Origin of the sequence: Acetobacter vaccinii (assembly GCF_008365315.1) — a bacterium.
In the GTDB taxonomy this organism is placed as follows: domain Bacteria; phylum Pseudomonadota; class Alphaproteobacteria; order Acetobacterales; family Acetobacteraceae; genus Acetobacter; species Acetobacter vaccinii.
This window is the reverse complement of the sequence record NZ_CP043506.1, coordinates 1,098,983-1,118,115: the sequence shown is the minus strand read 5'-3', so window position 1 is coordinate 1,118,115 and position 19,133 is coordinate 1,098,983. Positions and strand designations below refer to the sequence as shown.

General features: G+C 62.5%; 15 protein-coding genes and 3 tRNA genes. 4 read left to right on the top strand and 14 right to left on the bottom strand.

Annotation, left to right across the window (positions count from 1 at the left end; all coding sequences use genetic code 11):
- Positions 1-27 precede the first annotated feature (27 nt).
- The 3 genes from FLP30_RS04900 to FLP30_RS04890 form a co-directional block, all read right to left on the bottom strand.
- On the bottom strand, positions 28-1,095 hold the full coding sequence (locus tag FLP30_RS04900; protein WP_149278834.1) for an FkbM family methyltransferase: 1,068 nt from the start codon (positions 1,093-1,095) through the stop codon (positions 28-30).
- A gap of 125 nt (positions 1,096-1,220) precedes the next feature.
- Positions 1,221-1,297 (bottom strand) — tRNA-Pro (locus FLP30_RS04895).
- Positions 1,298-1,356: 59 nt separating this feature from the next.
- Positions 1,357-1,941 carry an LOG family protein gene (locus FLP30_RS04890; protein WP_149278833.1) on the bottom strand — a complete coding sequence of 195 codons (585 nt, stop codon included), beginning with the start codon at positions 1,939-1,941 and terminating at the stop codon, positions 1,357-1,359.
- Between the two features lie 120 nt (positions 1,942-2,061).
- On the opposite strand from FLP30_RS04890, the gene FLP30_RS04885 reads away from it, so the two are divergent.
- Complete coding sequence (locus tag FLP30_RS04885) at positions 2,062-2,637, top strand: NUDIX domain-containing protein (protein WP_149278832.1); 576 nt, start codon at positions 2,062-2,064, stop codon at positions 2,635-2,637.
- Positions 2,638-2,844: 207 nt separating this feature from the next.
- On the opposite strand, the gene hemJ is transcribed toward FLP30_RS04885, so the two are convergent.
- The 3 genes from hemJ to hemE are packed head-to-tail and all read right to left on the bottom strand — an operon-like array spanning position 2,845 to position 5,056.
- Positions 2,845-3,297 carry a protoporphyrinogen oxidase HemJ gene (gene hemJ / locus FLP30_RS04880; protein WP_149278831.1) on the bottom strand — a complete coding sequence of 151 codons (453 nt, stop codon included), beginning with the start codon at positions 3,295-3,297 and terminating at the stop codon, positions 2,845-2,847.
- Positions 3,297-3,977, bottom strand: a complete 681-nt coding sequence (locus FLP30_RS04875; RefSeq protein ID WP_149278830.1) for an HAD family hydrolase — start codon at positions 3,975-3,977, stop codon at positions 3,297-3,299. The genes hemJ and FLP30_RS04875 overlap by 1 nt, the downstream gene beginning before the upstream one ends.
- Positions 3,977-5,056, bottom strand: a complete 1,080-nt coding sequence (gene hemE, locus FLP30_RS04870; RefSeq protein WP_149278829.1) for a uroporphyrinogen decarboxylase — start codon at positions 5,054-5,056, stop codon at positions 3,977-3,979. The genes FLP30_RS04875 and hemE overlap by 1 nt, the downstream gene beginning before the upstream one ends.
- Before the next feature lie 368 nt (positions 5,057-5,424).
- Here hemE and FLP30_RS04865 point away from each other — a divergent pair, with 368 nt between their 5' ends.
- Both FLP30_RS04865 and FLP30_RS04860 read left to right on the top strand, forming a co-directional pair.
- Positions 5,425-6,057, top strand: a complete 633-nt coding sequence (locus tag FLP30_RS04865; RefSeq protein WP_149278828.1) for a Maf family protein — start codon at positions 5,425-5,427, stop codon at positions 6,055-6,057.
- An 86-nt stretch (positions 6,058-6,143) separates the two neighbouring features.
- Positions 6,144-6,219, top strand: a tRNA-Ala gene (locus FLP30_RS04860).
- Between the two features lie 362 nt (positions 6,220-6,581).
- Here the strand turns inward: FLP30_RS04860 and FLP30_RS04855 are convergent.
- Both FLP30_RS04855 and cysS read right to left on the bottom strand, forming a co-directional pair.
- Positions 6,582-7,370, bottom strand: coding sequence for an RNA methyltransferase (locus FLP30_RS04855; RefSeq protein WP_210419343.1), 789 nt, complete (start codon positions 7,368-7,370; stop codon positions 6,582-6,584).
- Complete coding sequence (gene cysS / locus FLP30_RS04850; protein WP_149278826.1) at positions 7,367-8,761, bottom strand: cysteine--tRNA ligase; 1,395 nt, start codon at positions 8,759-8,761, stop codon at positions 7,367-7,369. The genes FLP30_RS04855 and cysS overlap by 4 nt, the downstream gene beginning before the upstream one ends.
- Before the next feature lie 140 nt (positions 8,762-8,901).
- Between cysS and FLP30_RS04845 the strand changes: the two genes are divergently transcribed.
- Positions 8,902-8,976 (top strand) — tRNA-Thr (locus FLP30_RS04845).
- A 33-nt stretch (positions 8,977-9,009) separates the two neighbouring features.
- Here FLP30_RS04845 and FLP30_RS04840 read toward each other — a convergent pair.
- From FLP30_RS04840 to tsaE, 6 genes are all read right to left on the bottom strand, one after another.
- On the bottom strand, positions 9,010-10,311 hold the full coding sequence (locus FLP30_RS04840) for a bifunctional folylpolyglutamate synthase/dihydrofolate synthase (RefSeq protein WP_149280224.1): 1,302 nt from the start codon (positions 10,309-10,311) through the stop codon (positions 9,010-9,012).
- Positions 10,312-10,369: 58 nt separating this feature from the next.
- The gene (gene accD, locus FLP30_RS04835) at positions 10,370-11,272 is read right to left on the bottom strand and encodes an acetyl-CoA carboxylase, carboxyltransferase subunit beta (protein WP_149278825.1); all 903 of its coding nucleotides are present in this window, start codon (positions 11,270-11,272) and stop codon (positions 10,370-10,372) included.
- Between the two features lie 154 nt (positions 11,273-11,426).
- A complete protein-coding gene (trxA, locus tag FLP30_RS04830) occupies positions 11,427-11,753 on the bottom strand; it encodes a thioredoxin TrxA (protein WP_149278824.1) in 327 nt (108 codons plus the stop codon).
- Positions 11,754-11,874: 121 nt separating this feature from the next.
- Positions 11,875-15,480 carry a double-strand break repair helicase AddA gene (gene addA, locus FLP30_RS04825; protein WP_149278823.1) on the bottom strand — a complete coding sequence of 1,202 codons (3,606 nt, stop codon included), beginning with the start codon at positions 15,478-15,480 and terminating at the stop codon, positions 11,875-11,877.
- Positions 15,477-18,560 carry a double-strand break repair protein AddB gene (gene addB, locus FLP30_RS04820; protein ID WP_149278822.1) on the bottom strand — a complete coding sequence of 1,028 codons (3,084 nt, stop codon included), beginning with the start codon at positions 18,558-18,560 and terminating at the stop codon, positions 15,477-15,479. Before addB ends, addA begins: the two co-directional genes overlap by 4 nt.
- On the bottom strand, positions 18,557-19,015 hold the full coding sequence (gene tsaE / locus FLP30_RS04815) for a tRNA (adenosine(37)-N6)-threonylcarbamoyltransferase complex ATPase subunit type 1 TsaE (protein ID WP_246856594.1): 459 nt from the start codon (positions 19,013-19,015) through the stop codon (positions 18,557-18,559). The genes addB and tsaE overlap by 4 nt, the downstream gene beginning before the upstream one ends.
- Between the last annotated feature and the right edge of the window lie 118 nt (positions 19,016-19,133).

Here is a 19,133-nt window from a genome sequence, read left to right as displayed (position 1 = left end):
AAAGGAAAGCCCTGCCCGCCTTAAAATTCAGCGCGTGATCGGCTTGCAATACAAAACCGTTTCTTCCGAATGGATTGTATAGTGGCCAAGATAGAACTCATAAAAATCAAAATTGTTTTTGATGTAGAACATCAGCTCATAAAGATCATTGGGCTTATGGTACAGTGATACAGCCATTTTCGGCCGAAAGCGCTTAATACTCTCCTGCGCTCCTTTAAGGGCTTCCAGTTCAGCCCCTTCAATATCCAGCTTGATAAAATCAATTCTCTCAATTTCACCACGGGCAACCAGAATGTCGAGAGAGGTCAGAGGCAGCACCTGTGACCCGGCCGAAAAGCCCGGTGCATAGTGGTTCATGACCATCAATGGCGCGTTGACCTCGTGGTCAGACAGCCCATAAGGCATGACCTCGACATTATGGTAGGGAAACTGCTTGATGTTGAAATTCAGAACATCACAATGTTCCTGCACCGGGTCAAAGGAATAGACTTTGCCCGCAGGCCCAACCGTGTTGGAAAAAACTAGCGCCGTATCACCCAGGCAGGCTCCACCATCAATGACACTATCGCCCTCTTCGGGAGCAATCTTGATGCCGTTCTGGTTATAAAAATACTGGTGCCTGTACAGGTAAAACTCCAGGCTCAGGCAATCACCCACGTAATGCTTGCCCTGAAACTCAAAATCAAAATGCCGCAGGTTGCCGAACATCCCCGTCACCGGGTAGGTGCTCTCAACCGATTTTTCAGCATTGCGGAGGGCCTGAAGGTCCTGCGGACGATTGAGGAACTCTACAGGAATTTTGAAGGCAAGATGGCCGACCATCCGGTAGACGATCAGGCACAGATACAAAAGACGGGAGGAATCGTCCGCAAGGAGGGAGTAGGCCTTGAACAGATTTTCCCGGTTGAAAAAGAACCACGTGAAATAAAGGTTTCTCGACCCCAGATCAAAGTCTCTGGAATGGTCAACGCCATCTATATTAAAGCGTTCTGCATCAAAATTATCAGTAAAGGTATTGAATTTAAGGCTATTCAGGCTCAGGCCCAGAATAGTGGAGTAAAATGCATCAAAGTTTTTAGGGAGTTCCGAACTCATGCCCACCACCAGATAAAAAGTTTTCTCTGGTAGTTTAAATGAAATTTTAAGAAAGTTCGATGGTTTAAAATAAAACTGAAAACAGTATTACTCTGGTTTTCTATTTTATTTTTATGAAAAAACCATGGTCGGAGTGAGAGGATTCGAACCTCCGGCCCCTGCGTCCCGAACACAGTGCTCTACCAGGCTGAGCTACACTCCGATATGGTGAAGAGCCTATAGCCTGCCTGTGCTCACAAAGCAAGGGCAGAAATACGCTGCCTACAGCACATCCATAGGCAGTTCGACCCCATCATGCGCCCGACCGGACAGGCTTAATGCGGTTTCAACATCAGGCACGCTCACCAGCAGGGCGCGGGCCTCGGCCGAGGCAAAGCCCTGGCGGACTGCCGCATCCAGCATGGCCACCACGCAATCCCCCCAGCCACCGACGTTAACCAGCAGAATGGGCTTGTCATGCCGGCCAAGCTGCCGCCATGTCAGGATCTCCATCATTTCATCAAATGTTCCAAAACCACCGGGCAGAATCCAGAAGGCATCGGCCTTGGCAAACATGATCTGCTTGCGCTCATGCATGGAGGTGGTCACGATCAGTTCCGACACCTGCTCGTGCATTTTTTCACGGGTTTTGAGAAATTCGGGAATAATCCCGGTCACGCTGCCCCCGGCCCGGATGGTGGCATCCGCCACAATCCCCATCAGCCCATTGGCACCACCGCCATAAATCAGGCGTACGCCGTGCCTGGCCAGCAGTTCCCCCGCACGCACAGCCTCCTGGCTGTATGCCGGGTCGTGACCCGTGCGTGAGCCACAAAAAACAGCCACCGACCTTACATTCAGCGTCATGCAGGTTTTTCTCCCCTGTTTGCCGGTGCAGTATAGGGCAGGTTCCCCTGCTCTGGCAAAACGGCCTGCCGTGCTGATCAGGCCCATGTCCAGCGCATAGACAGCCAGAAAGGACCATCCATGACAGACCCTACCCCCGACGCCGGAGGCTACGTCACCCTGTCGTCCCGTATTGCGTATGAAAACCCATGGACCCGCGTGCGGGAGGACATTATCCGCCGCCCCAACGGGCAGGATGGCCTGTACGGCGTGGTCGAGCGGGGGGATTTTGTTGTTATCCTGCCGCTGGGCCGGACAGAAGACGGCACACCCACCGTCACCCTCGTGCGCCAGTACCGCTACCCGGTGCAGCAGACCCTGTGGGAACTGCCAATGGGCATGTGGGAAACCCGGCCCGATGCCCGACCTGAGGATATTGCTGCGGGCGAACTGCGTGAAGAGACCGGATTGACCGCCCAGACCATGACCCACGCGGGGCTTCTGTACCAAGGTCCGGGCTATTCAACACAGAAAGGCCATGTCTTCCTTGCCACAGGCCTGGCACAGGGGGAGCGACAGCTTGAAGCGACAGAGCAGGATATGACCTGCCATACACTCTTGCTTTCCGAAGTGGAGGAGATGATCCGCACAGGTTCCATTACCTGTATGGTCACAATCGCCACTTTTGGACTTTTGAAAACCAAAGGGCTTATATAAAATTATCTCTTATGGCTTTGTCTCTGTAGAACACAAGACGGATAGAAAACAAAACCAGACTTTTTTATAAAAAGAAAAAATCTCTGACAATCTCTGCAAAGTCATAAAAGTTTTTGGGTGTCGCCTTTTTTTAAAAAGGCGACAGTCTTTAAAAAACTCTGAAAAAAATTCCAAAAAACCTTGGTCAGGTTTGACGACAGCGTTGTTTTAAAAGGGCTGGACGATAACCATAATCACAATCACGATCATCAACACTGTCGGGATTTCATTTGCCAGTCTGAAGAACTTTTCAGAATGTGTATTCCGGTCATTGGCAAAGTCACGTAGCCAACGGCCACAGGCCCCATGGAACCCGGCCATCAGAAAAACCGCCAGCAGCTTAAGGTGCCACCACCCGGCATGCCAGTCCACCAGCCCCGGGGTCAGTACAAGGCAACTGCCAAACAGGAAACTGGCCACCATGGCCGGGGTCGTAATGGCGCGGTACAGCCGCCGCTCCATGATTTTGAAGCGCGCGCTCTCCGCCCCGCCCAGGCTGACCTGACAGTGGTACACAAACAGCCGGGGCAGATAGAACAGCCCTGCCATCCACGCCATGACAGACATGACATGCAGCGCCAGAAACCAGCGGCCATAGGGTAAAAAAGCCTCAACCACCATTACGCCTGCTCCTCCACCCCAGCCATGCGTGCAACAATAGCTGGAAATTCAGACAGTTTTTCAATCCGGATCAGTCCCGGCCAGTTCGGTATGGGCTTATGGGCCTCACGCAGCATCACACAGGTCATGCCTGCATCCACGGCAGCCCGTGCGCCGGGGTCGCTGTCTTCCAGCACCAGGCAGCGGGCAGGTTCAATCCCCTGGGTACGGGCGGCATGCAGGTACACATCGGGCCGGGGTTTGGGCACCCGCATATCCCGCGCGGAGTGAATACGGCCTTCAAAATGAGGCTCAAGCCCTGTGGCCGCAAACTTGACGGCCATTTCCTCCATGGAGGAGTTGGACGCCACACGAACCGGCACCCCCAGCCTGTGTACCGCCTCCAGCATGGCATGCACGCCGGGCATGGGTTCCACCCCTTCCTTCATGGCGCTGACAAACCGGGCCTGCATGACATCGGCCCAGTGCGGGCCAAGGTCTGTGCCCGTCTCACGCTCGATCATCTGCTGGATCAGGGGCAGCGCCATACCGGAAAACGTCGCAACGGCATCGCTGTCCGCAACAGCCATGCCTGCTTCGCGCGCCGCCTGAGCACACAGGCGGCAGCTTGCTTCCTCGCTGTCCACCAGCACGCCATCACAGTCAAAAATGACCAGACCGATCGGCGCTGCCCCGGCCATTATGCACCCTCCCGCACGATACGCACCAGGTCCTCCACGTGCTCCACCGGGGTTTCTGGCAGAACGCCGTGACCCAGGTTGAAGACATGCGGCAGACCCCGCCCGGCATGGCAGATGGCCCGGGCTTCGGCCCGCATGGCCTCGCCCCCAGCCAGCACGGAAATCGGGTCCAGATTCCCTTGGATCCCAACCCCTGCGGGCAACAGGGGGCGGATCTGGGCTATGTCGGCCCCGGTATCCAGCGCCACCACATCAACCCCGGTCTGGCGGGCGTATTCGGCCACCATAACCCCACCAAGGCGGGGGAAGCCAACAACACGCACATGCGGGTAACGGGCTTTAAGGGCCGCCACAATCTGGCGGGTTGGCTCTATGACATGCCTGCGGAACTGCGACGGCGGCAGCAGTCCGGCCCAGGAATCAAACAGCATCACTGCTTCTGCCCCGGCCTCCACCTGCGCGCACAGGTAGTCTGCCGTGGTTGTGGTCAGCAGGTCTATCAGCCGGTCAAACAAGGCAGGTTCTGCAAAAGCCATGCGGCGTGTCTGGGCAAATTCCTTCGACCCACCACCTTCCACCATGTAGCACGCAACGGTGAAGGGAGAGCCCGTAAAGCCCATCAGCGTTGTGCTGCCCGGTGCAGCTGCACCGATGCTGTCCGGCCCGTCCAGAATACCGCGCAGCCGTGTCAGTGTTTCCAGCACAGGGGCAGTTTTTTCCGCAATCATGCCTGCGTCGAGTTTGTCGAGGTCCTGCGCTGTGCGAATGGCACCCAGAACCGGCCCGGTACCGGCCACAAAATCGAGCGACTGGCCCATAGCCCAGGGCAGGATCAGAATGTCGGAAAACAGGATGGCCCCATCCATGCCAAAACGGCGGATGGGCTGAAGGGTCAGTTCCGTTGCGATATCGGGCGTCATGCAGCGGGTCATGAAATCCGCTTTGGCACGCATGGCGCGGAACTCGGGCAGGAAGCGTCCGGCCTGGCGCATCAGCCACATGGGAGGAGGCCACAGAGCCTCTCCATTGAGCGTTCTGAGCAGGCGCTTGGCGGAGGGAATGTGTGAATGCGTTTTCATGGCGAGAAGTCCTGCACATCTTTGCGCGCGCTGTCCACGCCCCTCCTCCTATAAAAAAAAGAAAGAAAAAGACTGATGTTGTAAAAAGGTACTGTGGATGACGGGGTACCCGACATTCCAAAAATGTACCCCATCTTTCCCACAGTGTGTACAAAACTCAGAGCGTTGCAAAACAAGGGTTTTTAAGAGTTATCCCAAATTATCCAGAATGAGGCTGTGTACAATTCACCGGTTCATGAATCTTCAGAGTTGTTACCGGTACTCGGTACGCCCATGTTCCGACCTCCGTACAATCCACATGTACCCCGGTACTCAACAGAGTACTCACAGGCTCTTTTCATCGCAGTACCTGAAAGGAACACGCTGCCATGCTCGCTTTAGTACTAAAGCCGACTCCTTTACAGAACAGGGAGTCGAAACTCCTTTTGGCGAGTGGTTCTCATACCCGCAGGCATATGCTCGACAATGCCGGTCTGGAGTTTGAAACACAGTCCCCCGACGTGGATGAAGCCCCTTTGAAGCAGCAGGGGCTACAGCAGGGGTGGTCTGCGTCAGAGACAGCTCTGGCTCTTGCCCGTGCCAAGGCACTGGCCGTGCCTGCCCCCGGTGCGGTGGTGATCGGGGCGGACCAGATCCTGTCCTGTCAGGGCCAGTGGTATGACAAGCCTGCTGATATGGCACAGGCTCACACCCAGTTGATGGCGCTCCAGGGGCAGACCCATATCCTGCATACGGCGGTTGTGCTTGTGCAGGATGGGCAGGTGCTGTGGGAGCATGTGGCGGAACCCCGGCTGACCATGCGGCCTGTAACGGAGGGGTTTGTTGCACGGTATCTGGCCTTTGAAGGCCCACAGTGCCTGTCCAGCGTGGGGGCGTACAGGCTGGAGGGGCCGGGCATCCAGCTCTTTGACAGGATTGAGGGGGATGCCTTTGCCATTCAGGGTTTGCCCCTGCTGCCGCTGATTGCCGCCTTGCGGGCCATAAAAGTGTTACAGGCATAAAAATAAGGGGTTGCAACCGGTTTGAGGAGGCTGTAAGACCCACTTCACACACGGCGACCCAAGCCGCTGTGTTGAAAGAACAGTGTGGGGCCATAGCTCAGTTGGGAGAGCGCCTGAATGGCATTCAGGAGGTCGTCGGTTCGATTCCGATTGGCTCCACCAGTTCTTCTTCCCTCCTAAAATCAAGAAATAGTCTGGCTTTTGTTCACTTAGAACAAAACGCAATGATGACTGCTGTTGTGGTGCTTGCTGTAAGCATACGACACGTTAATTCAGCCCATAATAAAATGGGGTGAAGGGGCCGACGGTCCCTTCCGGGTTTCAGGGCAGAGCCCTGAGAAAAGACACCCAATCAAATCCTGTTCCTAATAAGCCTGTCAGACTGGTCTGCTAATCATGCGGGTCTGAGGAAGAGGGCCGTAGTTGAGGGGCTCTGGTGAGGTTTTGTTTTCAGGGCGCTGCCCTGAGACCCGGAAGGGGCCTCAGGCCCCTTCACCCCGATTCAGTGGGGGTAGTGCGTGGTGTCAGCCTGCGTCGGGCAGGCCGTCCTTGCCGCGTGGGTGGGCCAGTTCCCGAACCACACCATGCAGGGTGCGCAGTTCCTGCTCCGTCACTTCCCCACGGGTAAAGAAATGCCGCAGGTTGCGCACCATACCCGGCTTCTTCTGGGCATTGCGCAGGAAACCGCAGTCATCCAGTTCGCGTACCAGATGCGACATGAAGTTTTCCAGCTCTCCCTTGGTCGCCACATGGGTCTCATTGGTCATCAGCGTGCGCGGAGGGGTGCTGTCTTCCGACATCCACCACTCATACGCCATGATCATGACGGCCTGCGCCAGATTGAGCGACATAAACGCGGGGTTGAGCGGATAGCGGATCAGCGCATCGGCTCTGGCCATATCCTCATTATCCAGCCCGGCGCGCTCAGGGCCAAACATCAGCCCGACCTTGAGGCCACGGCGCGTTGCCGCACGCAGTTCGGCCGCACCACCCCGTGCAGTCATGACGGTTTTGATAATATGGCGCGGGCGTGGGCAGGTGGCATAGACATGGTGCAGGTCGGCAATAGCGTCGTCCACGCTGTCGTGCACGGTGGCGGCTTCCAGAATTCTGTCAGCCCCGGAGGCCGCACGCCAGGCGCGTTCCTGCGGCCAGCCATCACGCGGGCTGACAATCCGCAGGTGGAACAACCCGCCATTGGCCATGGCACGGGCTGTGGTGCCAATGTTTTCGGCCATCTGCGGGCGGATCAGAATAACAACAGGCGTATTGCCCAATGGTTCCAGCGGTGCGCCGCCGTCACGCCCGGTCATGCGCGCCTCCATGTGGTGCCGTCTCGTGTATCTTCCAGCAAAATGCCCATCCCCTGTAACTGGTCACGCAGGGCATCGGCGCGGGCAAAGTCGCGGGCTTTGCGGGCCGCCAGCCGTTCGGCAATCAGGGTCTCGATGGCGCTGTCCTCGTCGCTGGAGGTCTCACCCCGAAACCACCCTTGCGGGCTGCTGGCCAGCAGGCCCATCAGGTTGGCACCCCGTTTGAGGGCAAGACCTGCCTCGTGGTCCCCGGCCAGGGCTTTGTCGGCCAGGGCATGCAGCTCGGCTATGGCTTTGGGGGTGTTCAGGTCGTCAGTCAGGGCGGCCAGCACGCCCTGCGGCAGGGCGGTAGCCTGCGCGACGGCTGGGTCCAGCGTGTCCTGCGTAACTCCTGCGGTTTCCAGCGCACGGTAAAAGCGGTCCAGCGTGCGGCGGGCTTCTTGTAGGCCTGAGAGCGTATAGTTCAGGGTCGAGCGGTAATGCGCCCCCAGCAGCAAAAGCCGCAGGGCCTCGGCCGGAGCCTGTGCCAGCACGTCGCGGATGGTCAGGAAATTGCCCAAGGACTTGGACATTTTCTCACCATCCACCAGCAGCATGGCGTTGTGGACCCAGTAGGTCGCAAAGCTGCCGTGCGGAAAGCAGCACAGGCTCTGCGCACGCTCATTCTCATGGTGGGGGAACATCAGGTCCGACCCGCCGCCATGGATGTCAAAGCTGTCGCCCAGATAGCGGTGCGACATGGCCGAGCATTCAATATGCCAGCCCGGTCGGCCCCGGCCCCAGGGGCTGTCCCAGCCCGGCTGGTCGGGGGTGGAGGGCTTCCACAGCACAAAATCGCCCGCTGCTTGTTTGTACGGGGCCACTTCCACCCGCGCCCCGGCCTCAAGCTCGTCAGGGTTACGGCCAGACAGCGCACCGTAGGACGGAAAAGACCCGACCGAAAACAGCACATGCCCCTCGGCCACATAAGCGTGCCCGTTGGCGACCAGCTGTGCGATCATCTCCTGCATCTGGGTAATGTTGTGGGTGGCGCGGGGTTCAATATCCGGCGGCAACACGCCCAGAGCCGCAAGGTCGGCATGGAAGTCGGCCGTGGTGCGGCTGGTCAGGGCTGCAATATCTTCCCCGTTGGCGCGGGCGCGGGCGGTAATTTTATCGTCCACGTCGGTGATATTACGCACAAAGGTCACGCGTGGGTACAACTGACGCAGCAGGCGTACCAGCACATCGGCTGTCAGCATGGCGCGCAGATTGCCAATATGTGCCAGATCATACACCGTCGGGCCACAGTAGTAGACCTTGACATGGGCAGGGTCTAGCGGCGCAAACGGTACGGTCTGGCGGCGTTGGCTATCGTGCAGGGACAGGGCAGGCAGGGCAGAATGGGGCATGACCGCCTAGATGCGCCAGTGACAGGGCCGATGCAATATCCTGTATCCCCAAAAAATGGGTGATCTTTCCAAAAAACAGGGCTTGACGGCATGGCATTGTTGCCGCTTATAGTCCCGCCTTAGGTAGCACGTTCTGCCAAGCCCTTATAGCTCAGTGGTAGAGCAACCGCCTTGTAAGCGGTAGGTCGTGGGTTCAAATCCTACTGGGGGCACCATTTTCCCATAATCTGTGCGGTGTTGTCGGGCTGTCAGCTTGCCTGCCAGCCGTCCTGTTTCAGCGCCACGCCGGCCAGATACAGGCTGCCGCAGATCAGCACGCGCGCGGGTGCGCCTGTGCTGCTGGCTACAATGGCGTCCAGCGCCTCACGGATGGTGGGGCCAATATGGGCTTTGCCACCGCTGGCCTGCACAATGGCTTCGACCGGCAGGGCCAGATGCTGCTGGGGTTCACAGATGGCCCATAGGTCGGTGGCGTAAGGCAGCACGGGGTCAAGAAAGCCCGAGGCATCCTTGGTCTGCTTCATCCCTACCAACAGGTGTAATGGTTGGTCGGACCACTGAGCCAGTTCCCGCGCCAGCGCCAGACCTGCACCGGGGTTGTGCCCGCCGTCCAGCCACAGTTCCCACCCGGTGGGTAGCAGGCCGGCCAGTGTGCCTGTCAGACGCTGCATGCGCGCAGGCCAGCGCACACGGCTTATGCCCTCCCATGCGGTTGCGGGCAGGGTCAGTCCCGCATAACGCAGGGCCGCAACGGCCAGGGCCGCGTTGTCAGCCTGCCAGGGGCCTGGCAGGGCAGATGGCGGCAGGGTCAGGCTGCCTGTGGCATCGGTAAAGACCATGCCGGGCGCACCATCGGGCCGGGGGGCCACGGTCCAGTCCTGCCCGCGGCAGGCCAGCGGTGTGCCGGTTTTGTCTGCCTGGGCGCGCAGGGCCGCCATAACCTCGTCAGGCTGAAAGCCCGTGACTGCGGGAACGCCGGGTTTGAAAATACCTGCTTTTTCGGCCGCAATCGCCCCCAGCGTGTCGCCCAGAAAAGCCTCATGATCGCGCGAGATGGCGGTAATCACGCAGGCTGCGGGTTTGCGAAGCACATTGGTGGCATCACACCGGCCGCCAAGCCCGACTTCAATAATTGCCAGTTCCGCCGGGTGGCGGGCAAAGAGGAGGAATCCAGCGGCGGTCAGCACTTCAAACACGGTAATGGGGGCACCCGCATTAACGCGTTCGATTTCTTCGAGCGTGGCAACAAGCTCGGCTTCGCTGACAAGCTGGCCAGCAATGCGAAAACGCTCTGTCACATCCACCAGATGGGGGGAGGACATGACATGCACGCGCCAGCCCGCAGCCTCGCCAATGGCACGCAGGGTGGCACAGGTGCTGCCCTTGCCGTTGGTGCCCGCGACGTGGATGACAGGCGGCAGTTTGTCTTCAGGGTGGCCCAGACGGGCCAGCAGGGCTTCCAGCCGCCCCAGCGACAGGTCGATCAGCGCGGGGTAGAGGCGGTTCAGCCGTTCAAGGATTTCCCCCGTGCGGCCAGTAAACTCCGTCATGGCGGTAGCGGGCTGGGCGGTGTTGGCGCTGCCGGGCTGGGGGGAGGACACGGGCCGCTTACTCGGCGGCCTGTGCGGGAGCAGGTTTGCGCGGCGGCGGGGCTTTGACATCGGCCGGTGCCCGTGTGAGCAGGCCGATAATGCGCGCCAGCGTCTGGGGCAGTGCCTTGCGGGCCACCACCATGTCCAGCATGCCGTGGTCCAGCAGGTATTCCGAACGCTGGAAGCCCTCGGGCAGGGTTTCGCGCACGGTGTCCTGGATCACGCGGGGGCCTGCAAAGCCGATCAGGGCATTGGGCTCACCAATCTGCACGTCACCCAGCATGGCGAAGGAAGCTGTCACACCGCCTGTGGTCGGGTTGGTCAGCACCACAATATAGGGCAGGCCTGCGTCGCGCAGCATCTGCACGGCTACGGTGGTGCGCGGCATCTGCATCAGGCTGATAAGCCCTTCCTGCATGCGCGCCCCGCCCGATGCGGTGAAGATGACGAGCGGAGATTTCTGCAAAATGGCCAGTCGGGCCGCAGCGACAAAGCGTTCGCCAAAAGCAGCACCCATGGTGCCTGCCATGAATTCAAACGCCATAACGCCCACCACAGCCGGGTGGCCCCCAATGGTGCCATGGGCCACCAGCAGGGATTCATCCAGATGGCTTTTGGCGCGTGCGTCCTTCAGGCGGTCGGTATATTTTTTCTGGTCACGAAAGCCCAGCGGGTCTACCGGGGCCATAGGCAGTTCAATGCGATTGAACTCACCGTTATCAAACGTCCATTTCAGCCGGTCTGTGGCCGAGGCGCGCATGTGGTGGCCGCAATGGGGGCACACGTTCAGCGCCTTGTGCAGTTCCTTGGTCAGCAGCATCTGGCTGCAGGACTCACAGGTGGTCCACAGGTTGTCCGGTACCTCGCGCCGCAGGAGGCCGCGGATTTTGGGACGGACGTATTCGGTGATCCAGCTCATCTTGAACCCTGTGACTGCACGATAACGGAAAGGCCGGGTATGTCCCCGCTGCCTGGTTGCATTACGCGCACGGGGGCGTAATGCCAAGTATTATGAGCACCCCCACCCCAGGCCCCATAGGTACTGGTGGGTGGGGGGCTGGTGGTCTGGCGGCTCAGAGAGCGGCTTCGACCCAGGCTTTCAACTGGCTTTTGGGCAGTGCGCCTACCTTGGTGTCCACCACCTTGCCGTCTTTGACCAGCATCAGGGTGGGGATGCTGCGTACGCCGTAGGTGTTGGGCGTTGTGGGGTTTTCGTCAATGTTGATCTTGGCGACGGTCAACTGGCCTGCCAGGTCCCCGGCGATTTCGTCCAGTGCGGGGGCGATCATCCGGCACGGGCCGCACCATTCTGCCCAGAAATCAACCAGCACCAGGCCAGAGGCCTTCAGCACGTCCTGATCAAAGCTGGCATCGCTGACAGCGCGTGTATGCTCACTCATTGTCCGGTATCCTTTGTCTGGGGCGGCATGCCCGCCGCGCCGCCCGTCTTTTGCGCCTGGGGCCGTGGCCTCGGGCGGGGTGTGCACCTGTTTCCTACACATAAGGGCGGCGCGCTGGTGGTCAAGAGCGTGCAGGTTCGCGGGCATGCGGGGTGTGGCTGTCCAGCAGCGCGTCGGGCAGGACATCGGCCCGGGGCAGTTCGGTCCAGACCAGCACGCACACCACATCTCTGTCAGGCCAGAGCTGGCGCAGCAGGGTGCGGTAGGCCGCCATCTGGCGCAGGTAGAGCACGGGGGTGCCTACGACCGCGCGCGGGGCATGACGCCCGCTTTTGAAGTCACACACAATCACCCGGTCGGGCAGAATGCACAGCCGGTCCACCTGCCCCACGATAACCTGCCCGTCCACCAGCCCTGCCAGCCGTTGTTCGGCCCGGGCCTGAGGGGCAAACAGCGGGGCGAGTTCTGGCAGGCGCAGCACCTCCAGCAGGCTGGTGGCCAGGGTGTTGGCATCGGCGGGGTCCAGCCCGCTTGTGGGGCGTGTCAGCCACTGGCGGGCCGCGGTTTCCTGCCGGTCGGCGGGCAGGCCGGGCAGAAATTGCAACAGGGCATGCACAAGATTACCCCGGCGGAAAGCTGCCTCACGCGCCCGGGCGGGGGTAATGGCGGCGGTTTCCAGCGGGGATCGGGCGGGGGGCAGTGGGCCCAGCATGGTGTCGTCCGGGCGGGAGGGAGCCAGCGGGCGTGCTGGCAGGCTTTCCGCTGCGGGTGGGGTCGGCCGCCAGTCTGGCGCGTGCCCTGCCCAGGCGGGCAGGCGGGAGGGGGGTGTCCCCTCCGGCTGGCTGGGCGCGCTGGCAGTTTTGGCTGGGGTGTGGCTTGGCACCTCTTCCACCACCAGAGGCTGGCCGGGCCAGTCACAGCCCTGCCAGAGGGTGGAGGGGCCGTCTGCCGCAACCCAGTCGCGGGGTTGGGCCTCAAGCGTTTCAAACCCCGCACGGCAGCGTTCGTACCAACTGTCTGCCGGGACCGTGCGGCCGGGTTTCCAGCCGCAGACCACCAGCCGGTCGGCGGCACGGGTCAGGGCGACATAGAGCAGGCGGTTATATTCCTCTACCGCGCGGGCGCGGCGGGCTTCTGCCAGGGCGCGGCTCTGGCGCACAGCCAGCGCACTGCGGGGGACATAAAGAGGCACGTCCAGCCCGGTTTTGGCATCGGTGGCCCAGAAAAGCCGCTCGTCATTCCGGGGGGTGCCAACCGTGTCGGGCAGAATGACCAGCCGGGCCTGCAACCCTTTGGCGCCGTGGGCTGTCATGACCCGCACGGCATTGCCCCCGGCCTCGGCCTCGCGCCGGACAGTTTCTTCCGAATGGCGCAGCCAGTGCACAAACCCTTGCAGCGATGGCGGGTGCTGGTCCTGGTAGCGCAGGGCGGCGGACAGTAGTTCGTCCACCGGCTCGGCGGCTTCCGGCCCCAGCCGTGCCAGCAGGCGGGCGCGGCCACCAAGCTGGCCAAGTGCCAGACACAGCAGGGCATGGGGGGGCAGGTAGTCCACGCGGGCAAACAGCGTGTCCAGCAGGGTCCAGGCCTGTGTCCAGTCCGGGCGCTGGCTGTGGCGTGTCCGCAGGGTGGACCAGAGGGGCTGGCCTTCCGGCCTGTTGGTGGCCAGCGCCATCAGGCTGTCGTCCGACAGGCCCCCCAGGGGGGATGTCAGCACGCAGGCCAGTGTCAGATCGTCCTGGGGCAGCAGCAGGGCCGCGCACAGGGCCATCAGGTCCTGCACGGCTAACTGGTCGGCCAGCCCGGTGCGGACAAGGGTGGCGACGGGGATGTTCTGTGTCTTCAAGGCCCGCACCAGCAGCCCGACAAAGGGGGAGCGCCGGGGCACCAGCACCAGCACATCCGCTGGTGTCAGCGCGGGCTGCCCCCCGTGTGGCGGGGTGGACAGGGCGTGGGCAATGTAGCGCGCCAGAGCATCGGCTAGTTTCTGGCGCGGGCTCTGGTGGGTGGTGTTGGTGGCGGCCGCATTCCAGGGGCTGGGGTCGTCACCCTCCTCGGCGCTGTCCGATTCGGCCAGGGGCCATAATTCCACCTGCCCCCCCTGCCCCAGTCTGGCGGAGGTATGGTGCATCGGAGGTTCTCCATCCTCCACCACGCCCCGCGCGGCGTCTGGGTGGGCAAAGACCGCGTCTACCAGAGCCAGCACCGTGGGGGTGGAACGGAAGGACACACTCAGCCCCGGTTCACGCCAGGGCAGGTGTGCTGCGGCCGTGTGGGTGCGGAAATGCTGCCGCCAGGTACGAAAGGCCTCGGGGTCCGCGCCCTGAAAACCGTAGATCGACTGTTTATAGTCCCCTACGGCAAAAACGGTGCGTGGGGGGGCTTCGTCATCCCGCGCCCCTGCCCCGGCAAAGAATTCCGCCGTCAGGTCTCCTGCAATCTGCCATTGCTCGGGCGAGGTATCCTGCACCTCATCGAGCAGTAGGTGGTCGATCCCGCCGTCGAGCTTGTAGAGCACCCATGCCGCCCCCGGCTTTTCCAGCAGACCCAGTGTGTGGCGCACCAGATCATCATATTCCACCTGCCCCTGACGGGCCTTGCGGCTGTCATAAAGCCGGGCGACGGGGGCTATGGCCTCCAGCAGTGCCTGCCCCAGCACCACCAGCTGGCGGGCATTGCGCTGCTCCGTCACGGCCAGAATACGTTCTGCCTCCTTCTGCACCGCCAGCACGGCATCCGGGCAGGACTGCACCAGCTTGGCAGTGACAAGGCCACGGCTGCGGGGTTTGCCATCGCGGGTCAGAAACCCGTTTTGCCATGTCGGCCATTCCGCGGCCCGGCTGTCGGGGGGCAGGGCCAGCCAGTCCAGCAGGGGGGCAATGGTTTTTTTGACAGTGTCGGTGCCTTTTTCGGACAGTTCGCGCAGGCTGTCGCGCAGGGTGTCCTCTCCCGTAAAGGCGGTGCAGGCCTGTTCCAGCAGGGCGGCGTCGCTCAGGCTGACTGTGCTCTGGGGCAGGTCAAGCACCCGGCACAGCAGGGCTGTCAGGCTATGGGGTTTGGTATCGGCCAGGTCCAGCACAGCTTGCGCGCGCGGGGTGCGGCGCAGGGTGGCGGCCAGGGCAATAAAATCTTCCAGCCCGATCTGGCCTGCCAGGGTGGCGGCACGTGGCTGGGGCATGCTGCCCAGAACGTCCTCCACACAGCTACGCAGGGCCAGGGCGGCGTCGGTGTCTTCCAGCAGGGTGAAATGTGGGTTCATGGCGGCTTCCAGCGGGAAGCGGCGGAGAAGGGACTGGCAGAAGGCGTGGATGGTACCAATACGCATGCCACCGGGCAGGTCCAGCACCTCGGCAAACAGGGCGCGGGCCTTGCGGCGGGTCTGGGGTGTGCAGGGCACGTCCAGCGCGAGGAGTTCCGTATCCAGCCGGGCATCGGGCAGGGTCACCCAGCGGCCCAGCCGGGTTTGCAGCCGAATGGCCATTTCCGCCGCCGCGGCCTTGGTAAAGGTCAGGCACAGGATACGCGCCGGAGGGCTGCCTGCTTGCAAAGTCCCGTTGGCATCGATCCGGGGCAGCATAAGGCGCAGCAGCCGGTCGATCAGGAGTTTGGTTTTACCACTCCCCGCCGAGGCCGACACGAAAACGGAGGCCACAGGGTCCGACGCCACGGTCTGCTGGCTGTTGGCCTGGGCAATGGCGTCCTGCGGGGTGGGGCTGTGCTGGGTGCTCATGTCTCGCCCTCCGTACGGGCAGTGCTCCATTCGGGCACGCGGGCCAGACGGGCGTAATCGGCAAAGCGGGGTTCCTGCCCGGGGTGCGGGTGGGACAGGTAGGGCTGGTCGGGATTGTCGTAGGCGCTGATACGGTCCAGCAGGTTCTGCCATGTGGCCTCGGCCAGATCGGTCAGGCTTTGGTCCTCGTCAGACTTTATGGTGACTTCCTGCCCTGGGTCGGGGCCGCCTGTCAGTCGCCAGTAAACCAGACGGTCGATGCCCTGGGCCTCTGGCACGTTACGAAAACCGCCGCGCAGCACCATGGCGGCTTCCAGCGGTAACTGCGGGCTCCAGCCTGTCAGTACGTCGCGCGTGGTGGGGAGCATGCCTGTTTTGTAGTCCTGTACGGTTATGCTACCTTCTGCCCCCAGTTCTATCCTGTCAGCACGGCCGACCAGCCTGAACTCTCCCCCAGGGGCGTGGGGGATACTGACCTGGCCTTTGGCTTCGGTCAGAATGGCTTTTGGGGGGCCGTGCTCGGCCCGGCGGAGGGTTTCCGTGTCGGCGACCCAATGGGCAATCCGTGCCAGCCGGGGCTCCCACCAGGCCCGCAGGGCCGGGCGCAGGCTGTATTCGGCCAGGCTGTCGCGGAAAATCCGGGCTATATGGTCATGGGCGTTGGCGGGCCAGCCTGCCCCATAGGTGCGTACCCAGCGTTCAAGTGCGGCATGGACGATCATGCCGTAGTCCGAGGCATCGGCCCCTTCCTCAAGCTCTGGCAGGGGCAGTAGTTTCAGCACATGGCGGGCGTAAATGGCGTAGGGGTCGCGCATCCATGTTTCAATTTCCGTCACACTCAGCCTGCGCGGGCGCAGGGCGGTGGGGGGCGTGGGGCGTGGCGGGCTGACAGGGCGGGCCGCCCCTGCGGGCAGGTCCAGCCCGGTCAGCCAGTGCTGGGCCGGGTGTGTGGGCAGGGTTGTGTTCCGGCCTGACAGAAAGGCGTCCAGCCGGGTCAGCCAGCGGGCAGGCACAACGGGTGCGCCCTCCCTCCGCCGTGGGCAGGACAGGATCACGCGCTGGGCAGCGGTGGCCGAGGCAAAAAAATCATGCGCGGCCTGGCCTATGCCCTGCTCGGGCGAGGGCAGACCCACCTTCTGGCGCATGGGGCGACTCATCCATGGTCCGGCATCGGCTGCGGGGGGCCAGGTACCCTCCGACAACCCACCTAGAATAACGGTTTCAGCCGTTTGCAACCGGGCCTCGAACAGCCCCCAGATCAGCACGCGCGGGTGCAGGGCTGTGGGGTCGCCCTTGCGGGCGGCGGCGCGGTCCTGTGTCAGCACGGCTGTCAGCAGCCCGTCCAGCACGGCGGGGGGCTGGGGGGGCAGGACGGTGGCGGCCAGCATCAGGTCGGTCAGCCGGTCGGCCAGCAGGTTGCCTTCCTCACCACGCCACAGGCGGGCTGCGGGGTCCTGCGTGTCGGTGCGGGCCAGAGCTTCGGCCACGGCCACAAGGGCGGCCAGCAGGTCTGGCAGGGGGGCGGTGTGCCCGCCCTGGGTGGGGGGTGTTGCGTCGTCCTCCCACCCCAGTACGGGGGCCAGACAGGTGGCCAGCCTGTCCATGAAAGCGGGCAGTGGTTCGGGGCCAAAGGGGCGGTCGGCGTCGTCCCCGCCATCCATGCGGGTGCGGTCGCGGGCCTGTTGCGCGCTGAGTGCTGTCTGCACAGCCTCGCGCAGGGCGGCAAAGCCCGGTGGGGGGGCGGGGCCGCGCAGGACCACGCGCTCAAGCAGGCGGGCCGAGGCCCGGCAGACACCCGGCGGCAACCCGCAGGCCACTAGCGGGTGTTTGAGCAGCGCCAGCAGGGCCACAGGGGCAAAGCCGCTGTCCACCGCCCGGGCGATCAGGCGCAGCAGCACGGCTGCCGGGGTATCGGCCAGGGCGGTGCCTGCGCTGTCGTCGGCCAGAATGCCCCAGCGTGCCAGTTCCGTTGCCACGCGTGAGGCCAGTTTACGGTCGGGGGTGATCAGCGCTACACGGGTCTGTGGTGTTTCCATCGCATCACGCATGGCCATGCTGATGGCAACGGCCTCTTCCTGCTCATCCTGCGGGTCAAGGCGCAGGACATCGGGCAGGGCATGGGGGCCGGGCAGTGCCCAGTCATCCAGCGCCTGGGCAGGCAGCATGATGCGTGACAGCACGGCAGTACGGTCTGGCACACCGCCCTCGGCATTCCATACGCTCACATCGGCCCTGTTGACCCCCAGAGCACGCAGCAGGTGCTGCATGCCAGCCTGTGGGTGGCTGTCGGGCAGGGTGTCGAACACATCGGCAGGCATGGCCATGTCCAGACCCGGCAGCACGACACAGCCCTGTGGTCCTGCCAGCACGGCGGACAGGGCCTCCACCGTCGGGGCCATGACATGGGTAAACCCCGCAGCCCACAGGCGCTGGCCCGCCCCCTGCCCTGTGTCTTGCGCTGCCTGCTGCCGCCACAGGGCGGCCTGCATACGCATGAGGGCGGTCTGGCGGGCAATGGGGTTCATGGCCCCCTGTTCGCGCAGCCACTCGGGCCATTTTGTTGTGACGATGGACAGGAACTTGAGGATGGTCTGCCAGTGTTCGGCAAAGTCTTCCTGCACGGCGTCGGGCAGGCGTTCATCCAGCGCAATGCCTGCCCATTCGGCCTCGTCCATCAGTTCGGCCAGGGCGCGGGCCAGAGGCCAGGCCTGATCGAGTGTGGGGCGGGTGCCAAAGGCGTCGTCGGCCTGCAGCACCAGTTTGGTCAGCACGGCCAGACGTGTCATGCCGCCAATGGCGGGGGGCAGGTCCAGCGGGCTTTGCCCATCCGCGCCGGGGGTAAGGGCCAGCCCCAGTTCGGCCTCGTCCAGCGCGCCAATGGGCATGATGCGGGGCAGCAGCATGCCCTGGCCGTTCATCTGGCGCAGAAAGGCCTCGGTCAGGGCGCGGGCGGCGCGGCGACCGGGGAGGACAATCGTGCCCTCCCCCATGGCCAGCCTGTCATGGTTGGAATGGGCAATCCAGCGGGCGGCCAACTGGTCCAGAAAGGGCAGATGGGCAGGGATGGTGGCCACTGTCATGGGGCTGCCCCCGTGTCGGTCAGGGTTGGGGGCAGCCGGTCGGCCCAGCCGTGCAGGCGGGCGGTGCGGCGGCCATCAGGCAGCACGGCAAGGGTAATGTGCAGGGCGTCGGGTGGGGTCATGTCCTCCAGCCGTTCGGGCCATTCCACCAGCACCAGCCCGTCACGCGCATCGTCCCAGCCCAGTTCGTCCAGTTCATCAGGGCCACCCAGCCGCCACAGGTCAAAATGGTGTGCCGTGCAGATCGGCCCTGCGTAGGGCTGCACCAGCGTATAGGTGGGGCTTGGCACTTCCATGCCAGGGCTTGAGCAGAAAGCGCGCAAAAAAGCGCGGGCCAGCACACTTTTGCCAGCCCCCAGCGGGCCGGACAGCAGAATGGAGTCGCCCGGCCGCGCCAGCCGTGCCAGATGCGCCGCCAGAGCGGCTGTTGCGTCCTCGGTGTCGAGAAAGAGCACTGTTCCGCCTGCCTTTTCCTGCTGTCGTAAGGGTGCGTGGGTTCGCGCAGTTCTGGCATAACGGCGCGCCATGGCAAAATACGAAATACGCCGTTTGTGCGTGGAAAAGAAAAAGTGA